The sequence below is a fragment of the Nocardioides psychrotolerans genome (assembly GCF_900113685.1).
Taxonomy (GTDB): domain Bacteria; phylum Actinomycetota; class Actinomycetes; order Propionibacteriales; family Nocardioidaceae; genus Nocardioides; species Nocardioides psychrotolerans.
The window spans coordinates 37,038-45,501 of sequence record NZ_FOQG01000024.1 but is presented as its reverse complement, the minus strand read 5'-3'; the positions used below and the strand labels follow the sequence as shown (position 1 = coordinate 45,501).

Sequence of the window (8,464 nt, the reverse complement as noted above, 5' to 3'; positions counted from 1 at the left end):
TGGTGCCCAGGTCGAGCCCACGCCAGCGCCGCCGGTCCTCGCCCCGGTCGTACCAGCTCGCCCGGACCCCACAGACCCCGCAACGACCCTGCCGGGCCCGCCGCGGGCGGACATGAACGACGAGGACACCCGCTCCTTGATCAGCGTCCTGATCGAACTCGACACCCTCGATGACCACACTCGTATCGACGCCCACCAAAGCGCGCCATAGGCTGGCGTTCCGCACGCCGTTCTCCTGCTCTGCAGTTCCTGACTCTTGACAAGCCAGAAACCTAGACAGGGAACGGCGTTCGGCCTTTCAGCCGCGCTCACCGACCCACGGATAAGTCACAAGAGCCGCATTTCGGGCTCTTGTGACTGATCCGCGTGTCATGGTCGGCCGGGGCGGGCGTCGGGTGATCGGAATCCGAAGGCCGGGCACCGGCAGCGGCGTGACTCTCTGATCCAGGCGGGGGTCGGTCCTAGCGATCCAGTCGAGTTTGACCTGCTGGTGCACGGTGCGGTTCTCGGGGTTCTTTCCGATGTCACCACGGGACGGGCTGGCGGCGCTCGGCCCTCCACAGGGTTCGCGCGTCGGCGGCATCGGCCGCGTCAGCAGGGAGTGCGGCTCGGGTGACTGGTCCGTGGGTCTTGGGCGGCCGGGCACCGCTGGGTGATCTGGGCGCAGCGACCTTCATCGGACGCCTCCAGGGCGGCTGCCCAGACCAGGCGGCCGGTGTCGTGATCGACGACCACGATCAGGTGCTGGTGTCCGCGTTGGGAGGAGACGTCGAGCCATGGGGCGTCGCCTTCTCGGAAGACCACGGATAAGTCACAAGAGCCGCATTTCGCGTCGCCCCCGCTCGGTCGTCATACTCGGAGACGACTATGACGACCGAGACGACTTCCGCTGCTCCCACCCCGCCCGTGCTGTCCGTGGCGATGGTGACCCTCGGGTGCGCCCGCAACGAGGTCGACTCCGAGGAGCTGGCTGGCCGCCTCGAGGCCGACGGCTTCCTGCTGGTCGACGACCCTGCGATGGCCGACACCGTGGTGGTCAACACCTGCGGCTTCGTCGAGGCCGCCAAGAAGGACTCCGTCGACACCCTGCTCCAGGCCGCCGACCTCAAGGCCTCGGCCCACCAGGGCGGGCGCGCACAGGCCGTCGTGGCCGTCGGCTGCCTGGCCGAGCGCTACGGCAAGGACCTGGCCGCGTCGCTGCCCGAGGCCGACGCCGTGCTGGGCTTCGACGACTACCCCGACATCGCCGCGCGACTGCGCTCGATCGTCGCGGGGGAGGTCCACCACCCCCACACCCCCCAGGACCGCCGGCTCCTGCTCCCCATCTCACCGGTCGACCGAGCGGCGTCCACCGCCGCGGTCCCCGGCCACGGGGACGTCGCCGACGTCACCACGGTCGGCCTGGGCGGGCCCGCGACCGGCCCGCGCGCCGTACGACGTCGCCTCGACGCTGGTCCGATGGCGGCGCTCAAGCTGGCCAGCGGCTGCGACCGGCGCTGCTCGTTCTGTGCGATCCCGGCCTTCCGCGGCTCGTTCGTCAGCCGCCGCCCCAGCGACGTGATCAGCGAGGCACGCTGGCTGGCCGAGCAGGGTGCCCGCGAGGTGTTCCTGGTCAGCGAGAACTCCACGTCCTACGGCAAGGACCTCGGTGACCTGCGGCTGCTCGAGACGCTGCTGCCGGAGCTGACCGCGATCGACGGCATCGACCGGGTCCGCGTCTCCTACCTCCAGCCGGCCGAGACCCGCCCCGGCCTGGTCGAGGCCATCGCGACGACGCCCGGTGTCGCGGCCTACTTCGACCTCTCCTTCCAGCACGCCAGTGCCACGGTGCTGCGTCGCATGCGGCGCTTCGGTGACACCGAGAGCTTCCTCGGACTGCTCGCCCAGGTGCGCTCGTACGCGCCGGAGGCCGGGGTGCGCTCCAACGTGATCGTCGGTTTCCCCGGCGAGACCGAGGACGACCTCGAGACCCTCTGCGACTTCCTGGTTGCCGCCCGCATGGACGTGACCGGTGTCTTCGGCTACTCCGACGAGGACGGCACCGAAGCCGCGTCCTACGACGACAAGCTCGACGAGGACGAGGTTCGCGCCCGGGTCGAGCACGTCAGCGGCCTCGTCGAGGAGCTCAACGCCCAGCGGGCGGAGGAGCGCATCGGCGAGCGGGTCCTCGTGCTGGTGGAGTCGCTCGAGGAGGACGCCGACGGTGTCGTCGCCGAGGGTCGCGGCGCCCACCAGGGCCCCGAGGTCGACGGCACCACCACCGTCACCGACCTGCCTGCCGGCACCCGCGTGGGCGACCTTGTCGCTGCCGAGGTGGTCGCCACCGACGGCGTCGACCTCGTCGCCGAGGCCCTTCCTGTCGAGAGGAGCGCCCGATGAGCGCCGTCGACCCACAGATGTCCACCGGCTCCAACTGGAACCTGCCGAACGCCCTGACCACCCTGCGGATCGTGATGGTCCCGTTCTTCGGGTGGGCGCTGCTCGTCGACGGCGGCGACTCGGTGCTGTGGCGCACGGTGGCCTACGTGATCTTCGCGCTGGCCATGCTCACCGACAAGATCGACGGTGACATCGCCCGGGCACGCAACCTGGTGACCGACTTCGGCAAGATCGCCGACCCGATCGCCGACAAGGCGATCACCGGCATGGCCTTCATCGGCCTCTCGATCGTCGGCGACATCTGGTGGTGGGTCACCATCATCGTGCTGCTGCGCGAGTGGAGCGTCACGATCCTGCGCCTGTCGGTCCTCAAGCACGTCGTGATCGCGGCCGCGCAGAGCGGCAAGGTCAAGACCACGCTCCAGGCGTTGGCCCTCGGGCTCCTCACCCTGCCGTTGCGCCAGGTCGACGGGGCGCTGGACGTGCCCGGCGACGTGCTCTTCTACGTCTCCCAGGTGCTGCTCGCCGGCGCCGTCGCGATGACGATGTGGTCGGGCTACGAGTTCTTCCGCGACGTACGACGCCAGCGATCGGCCAACGCCGCCTCCTGAGAATCTCGCCGGACGATCTCCTGCTCGAGGACTTCACCGCGAGTTAACGTGCGGGCAGGATCCGGGGGGTGTCGTGCTTCCTTTCGAGGGCTAGGGTGCTGAAAGTCACTCTTGTTCACCTTCGAAAGGTCACCTCGTGCACTTCAGTTCTCGGGCTCGTCTCGGCTCGCGCGTGCTGGCGGCAGGTGTAGGTCTCGGGCTGGTCGCGACTCCGCTGGCGCTCGCCACCCCCGCAGCCAACGCAGCCGACCCGGTCACGATCAACATCCTCGGCATCAACGACTTCCACGGCCGGCTCACGGCCAACGGCACCGAGGCCGGCGCAGCCGTGCTCGCCGGGGCGGTCAAGCAGATCCGTGCGGGGCAGCCCAACACCGTCTTCGCCGCCGCCGGTGACCTGATCGGTGCGTCGACGTTCGACTCGTTCATCCAGAACGACAAGCCGACGATCGACGCCCTCAACGAGGCCGGCCTCGAGGTCTCCGCCGTGGGCAACCACGAGTTCGACCGTGGCTACGACGACCTGATGAAGCGCGTCATCGCGGCCGAGTCGGCCAGCAACCCCGACGGCGGCGCGATGTGGAAGTACCTCGGCGCCAACGTCGAGGTCAAGGCCACCGCCCCGGCCGCCACGCCCGTCCTCGACCCGTCGTGGAGCAAGACCTTCGGCACGGGTGACGCCGCGGTCACGGTGGGCTTCGTGGGCGCCGTCACCGAGGAGCTGCCCTCGCTGGTCTCGCCGACCGGCATCTCCGACATCACGGTCACCGACATCGTCGAGGCGACCAACACAGAGGCCGACGCGCTCAAGGCCGCGGGCTCCGACCTGGTCGTCCTGCTCGTCCACGAGGGTGCTCCGACCACCGACTGCGCCACGATGGCCGCCGACCCGGCCTCGGCCTTCGGCAGCATCGTCACCGGCGTCAACGACAACGTCGACGCCATCGTCTCGGGCCATACGCACCTCGCCTACGACTGCAAGGTCCCCGTCGCCGGCTGGGCCACCCGCGCGGTCAAGGCGCGTCCGGTCGTCTCCGCAGGCCAGTACGGCGTCAACCTCAACCAGCTGACCTTCCAGGTCGACCCGGCCGACGGCTCGATCGACGGCCTCACGACCGCGATCCTGCCCATGGTCAAGACGCCGGCCTACGCGCCCGACAAGGCCACGGCCGACATCGTGTCCGCCGCGGTCGCCGAGGCCAACGTGCTCGGTGCCGTCGAGCTCGGTGACCTGGCCGGCGACTTCCGCCGCGCCAAGGCCAACGGCCGCGACGCCCAGGGTGCCCCCGCCCTCGTGGAGAACCGCGGCGGCGAGTCCACCGTCGGCAACCTGGTCGCGGAGGTGCAGCGCTCCCAGACCGACGCACAGATCGCGTTCATGAACCCCGGTGGTCTGCGTGCCGACCTGCTCGGCAACAACACGAACGGCTACCCGGCGGCACTCACCTACCGCCAGGCCGCCAACGTGCAGCCCTTCGCCAACACGCTGGTCAACATGACCATGACGGGTGCGCAGATCAAGCAGGCTCTCGAGCAGCAGTGGCAGCCGGCCACCGCCTCGCGACCGTTCCTGCGCCTGGGTGCCTCGAAGGGCTTCGAGCACACCTACGACCCGACCGCCCCCGAGGGCAGCCGCGTGTCGACCATGACGCTCGACGGTGACCCGATCGGCGCCGCCGAGACCTTCTCGGTCACGGTCAACTCGTTCCTCGCCTCCGGTGGCGACAACTTCGGGGCCTTCGCCCTGGGCACGGCCCGTCGCGACACCGGCAAGATCGACCTGCAGACGATGGTCGACTACCTCGAAGAGTTCGCGGCCGACGCCCCGCTGGCCGTCGACTACGCCCAGCGGGCCGTGGGCGTGGACTTCGGTGACGCCGCTCCGGCGGCCTACGCGCCCGGCGACACCGTTGCCTTCGACCTCTCCTCGTTCTCGTTCAGCAACGCGACCGACGTCAAGGACGAGAACGTCACGGTGTCCCTGGGTGGCGCCACGCTGGGCACCTTCCCGGTCGACAGCGCCCTGCCGGCACTCGTGGAGGGGCAGGACCCGAAGACCACCATCTACGACGAGGTCGGCACGGCGTCGGTCAGCGTGACGCTGCCCGCCTCGGTCGGCGCCGGCGTGCGTCAGCTGGTCGTCAAGGGTGCCGCCACCGGCACCGAGGTCGAGGTCCCGGTCACGGTCGCTGCGGCACCGCAGTCGAAGCCGACGATGACGGTGACGGCACCCGGGAGCGTCCAGCAGTTCAAGGCCGCGCTGGTCAAGGTGGTCGTCAAGGCCGCCGGCATGCCCGCCAACGGCAACGTGAAGATGACCTACCGCGGAACGTCCGTCACCAAGAAGCTCGACGGTGGCGTCCTGTCGGCCAAGCTCGGCATCTTCAAGCAGCCCGGCGTGGTCACGGTCGCGATCAAGTACCTCGGCAACGCCACGACGTCGAGCGTGTTCCAGAAGATCACGATCCGCGTCGTGCCGGTCAAGAAGTAGCACCACCCGAGGGGCTCGCCGGTGACCCGGTGGGCCCCTCGGTCTGCTCACCTCGGTCAGCACCTCCCCCCATCTCTCGGAAGGCTTCGTCATGCCCGAAAACATCAGGCTCAGGTCCACGCCACGTCGCGCTCTCGGCGCGGCCGTCGGCCTCGCCGTGGCCGCCACCGGCCTCGCGATCGCGACCCCCGCCCAGGCCGTCAGCCCCAGCCTCGTCATCAGCGAGGTCTACGGCGGCGGCGGCAACTCCGGCGCCACTTACACGAACGACTTCATCGAGATCCACAACCCCACGACCGCCCCCGTCTCGGTGGACGGCTGGTCGGTTCAGTACCGCTCGTCCGCCGGCGCCGGCGCCGGCGCGGTCACCACCCTGAGCGGCACCGTGGCGCCGGGCGGCTACTACCTCGTGCAGCAGGCCAAGGGTGCCGGTGGCACCCAGGCGCTGCCCACCCCCGACGCGACCGGCACGATCGCGATGAGCGGCACGGCCGGCCAGGTCTGGCTCTCCGACGCGATCGCTCCTCTCACCCCGCCCGCCGGCAGCGTGCCGACGGGTGCCGGCATCGTCGACTTCGTGGGCTTCGGCGGCGCAGCGTCCTTCGAGACGGCACCGACCGCGGTCCTGAGCAACACCACCTCGGCGGCCCGGACCAAGGCCGACGACGACGACAACTCCGACGAGTTCACCACCGGGGCTCCGGCGCCCCAGAACGGTGGCTCCGGTCCCGAGGAGCCGCCGCCGGCCGAGCCGACCGAGAAGACGATCCCCGAGATCCAAGGCACCGGAGCGGCCACCCCGCTGGCCGGTGACCCGGTCATCACCTCCGGCGTCGTCACCGCCGCCTACCCCTCGGGCGGCTTCTTCGGCTTCTACCTGCAGACCCCCGGCACCGGTGGCGTCCGCGACCTCGCGACGCAGACCGCCTCCGACGGCCTCTTCGTCTACCAGGACCGCACCGCCGGTCCGGTGACCGTCGCCCCCGGCGACCACGTCGAGGTCACCGGGGTCGCCGGCGAGTACGCCGGTCTGACCCAGGTCACCGTCAGCGCTGCGGCCGACATCGTCGAGCTGACCGAAGCGGCCGCTGCACCGACCCCGGCCACCACGGCCGGCTGGCCCGCGACCGACGCGCAGAAGGAGTCGCTCGAGGGCATGCTCTACGCCACCGGGACCGGCTTCACGGTCACCAACACCTTCTCCACCAACCAGTACGGCGAGGTCGGGCTGGCGCTCGGCGACAAGCCGTTGATCCAGCCGACCGAGGTCGCTGACGCCGGCTCGGCGGAGGCCACCGCCGTGGCAGCCGACAACGCCGCCCGCGCGATCACGCTGGACGACGGTGCGTCGACCAACTACACCGCCCAGTCGTTCACCGCGAGCGTGTGCGGCACCCGCCCCACGCCCTGCCTGCTCAACGGTGACCTGACGCCGCCGTACGTCTCGACGACGAAGCCGGTCCGCGTAGGAGCACCCACGACGATCACGGCGCCGGTGATCCTCAGCCAGGGCGGCTCGCCGTCCGCGCCGACCTACCGGTTCCAGCCGACGGCGACCGTCGTCGGGCCGGACAACACCACCTCGCCCACGACGTTCGTCAACACCCGCACCTCCGCACCTGACGCGGCGCTCATCGACGCCAAGGCCACCAGCGACGTCAAGATCGCGTCGTTCAACGTCCTCAACTACTTCACAACCCTGGGTGACGCCGACGACGACAACGTCGGCGACGCCGGCTGCAAGGGCTACTACGGTCGCGACGGGGACGGCACCAACGTCGCCGGGGGCTGCGACCAGCGCGGCGCCTGGGACCCCGTCGACCTCCAGCGCCAGCAGCAGAAGATCGTCTCGGCGATCAACGCGCTCGACGCCGACGTCGTCGGTCTGATGGAGATCGAGAACTCCGCCGCCCTGGGGGAAACTCCCGACGAGGCCACCCAGAGCCTGGTCGCCGCGCTCAACGCCGCGGCCGGCTCACCGGTCTGGGCGGCCAACCCGTCCTCGACCGAGCTGCCCGCGCCCACCGAGCAGGACGTGATCACCAACGCGATCATCTACCGCACCGCGGCCCTCACCCGGCTCGGCGAGGCCCGTGCGCTCGGCACCCTGAGCGCCGACGGACAGGCCTTCGGCAACGCCCGTGAGCCGATCGCCCAGGCCTTCGCGCCCGTGGGCGGCGGCGAGAAGTTCATGGTCGTCGTCAACCACTTCAAGTCCAAGGGCTCCGGCGCGAACGACGGCACCGGCCAGGGCAACGCCAACCCGGACCGGGTCGCTCAGGCCAACGCCCTGGCGGCGTGGGTCCCCACGATCCAGGACGAGACCGGCACCGCGTCGGTCCTGCTGGTGGGTGACTTCAACGCCTACACGATGGAGGACCCGATGCAGGTGCTCTACGGCGCCGGCTATGCCGACAGCGAGCAGCTGAGCGGCAACGAGGAGTACTCCTACTCGTTCAGCGGCCTGTCGGGCTCGCTCGACCACGTGCTGCTCAACGCGGCGGCCCAGCAGAGCTTCACCGGCTCCGACATCTGGAACATCAACTCGGGGGAGTCCGTCGCCCTGGAGTACAGCCGCTTCGACTACCACGCGACGGACTTCCACGAGCCCGGTCCCTACCGGTCCTCCGACCACGACCCCGTCGTCGTCGGCATGGACCTGGTCGACGAGCCGGTCCTGCTGCCCGCCACGGTCTCGGTGAAGCAGACGCCCCCGACGGCCAAGGTCGACAAGACCCGCACCAAGCTCACGATCACCGTGGACGCCGGGAGCCTCCGACCCACCGGCACGATCACCGTCAGCGGCGCCGAGGGCGACCCCGTCACCGTGCAGCTCGAGCGCGGCACGGCCACGGTCCGGCTGGCGGAGTTCACCAGCGCGGGCGAGAAGGAGCTGACGATCACCTACAGCGGTGACGACGAGGTGGAGGGGACCACGACGACCCACGTCGTGCGCGTGGTCCGCTGACCGACCGAACCACCC

The 8,464-nt window shown here is 70.3% G+C and carries 4 protein-coding genes and 1 pseudogene; 4 read left to right on the top strand and 1 reads right to left on the bottom strand.

Going from position 1 to position 8,464, the window contains the following annotated elements; translation table 11 throughout:
* A pseudogene (locus tag BM204_RS23350) lies at window positions 1-226 on the bottom strand (ISL3 family transposase); the annotation flags it as partial.
* A gap of 641 nt (window positions 227-867) precedes the next feature.
* On the opposite strand from BM204_RS23350, the gene rimO reads away from it, so the two are divergent.
* The 4 genes from rimO (at window position 868) to BM204_RS20250 (ending at window position 8,449) form a co-directional block, all read left to right on the top strand.
* On the top strand, window positions 868-2,379 hold the full coding sequence (gene rimO / locus BM204_RS20265; protein ID WP_091117211.1) for a 30S ribosomal protein S12 methylthiotransferase RimO: 1,512 nt from the start codon (window positions 868-870) through the stop codon (window positions 2,377-2,379).
* The gene (gene pgsA, locus BM204_RS20260) at window positions 2,376-2,990 is read left to right on the top strand and encodes a CDP-diacylglycerol--glycerol-3-phosphate 3-phosphatidyltransferase (RefSeq protein ID WP_091117210.1); all 615 of its coding nucleotides are present in this window, start codon (window positions 2,376-2,378) and stop codon (window positions 2,988-2,990) included. The genes rimO and pgsA overlap by 4 nt, the downstream gene beginning before the upstream one ends.
* Window positions 2,991-3,126: 136 nt before the next feature.
* Window positions 3,127-5,481, top strand: a complete 2,355-nt coding sequence (locus BM204_RS20255; RefSeq protein ID WP_218031354.1) for a bifunctional metallophosphatase/5'-nucleotidase — start codon at window positions 3,127-3,129, stop codon at window positions 5,479-5,481.
* A 91-nt stretch (window positions 5,482-5,572) separates the two neighbouring features.
* Window positions 5,573-8,449 (top strand): ExeM/NucH family extracellular endonuclease, encoded by a 2,877-nt coding sequence (locus BM204_RS20250; protein ID WP_091117207.1) that lies wholly within the window; start codon window positions 5,573-5,575, stop codon window positions 8,447-8,449.
* Window positions 8,450-8,464: the final 15 nt, after the last annotated feature.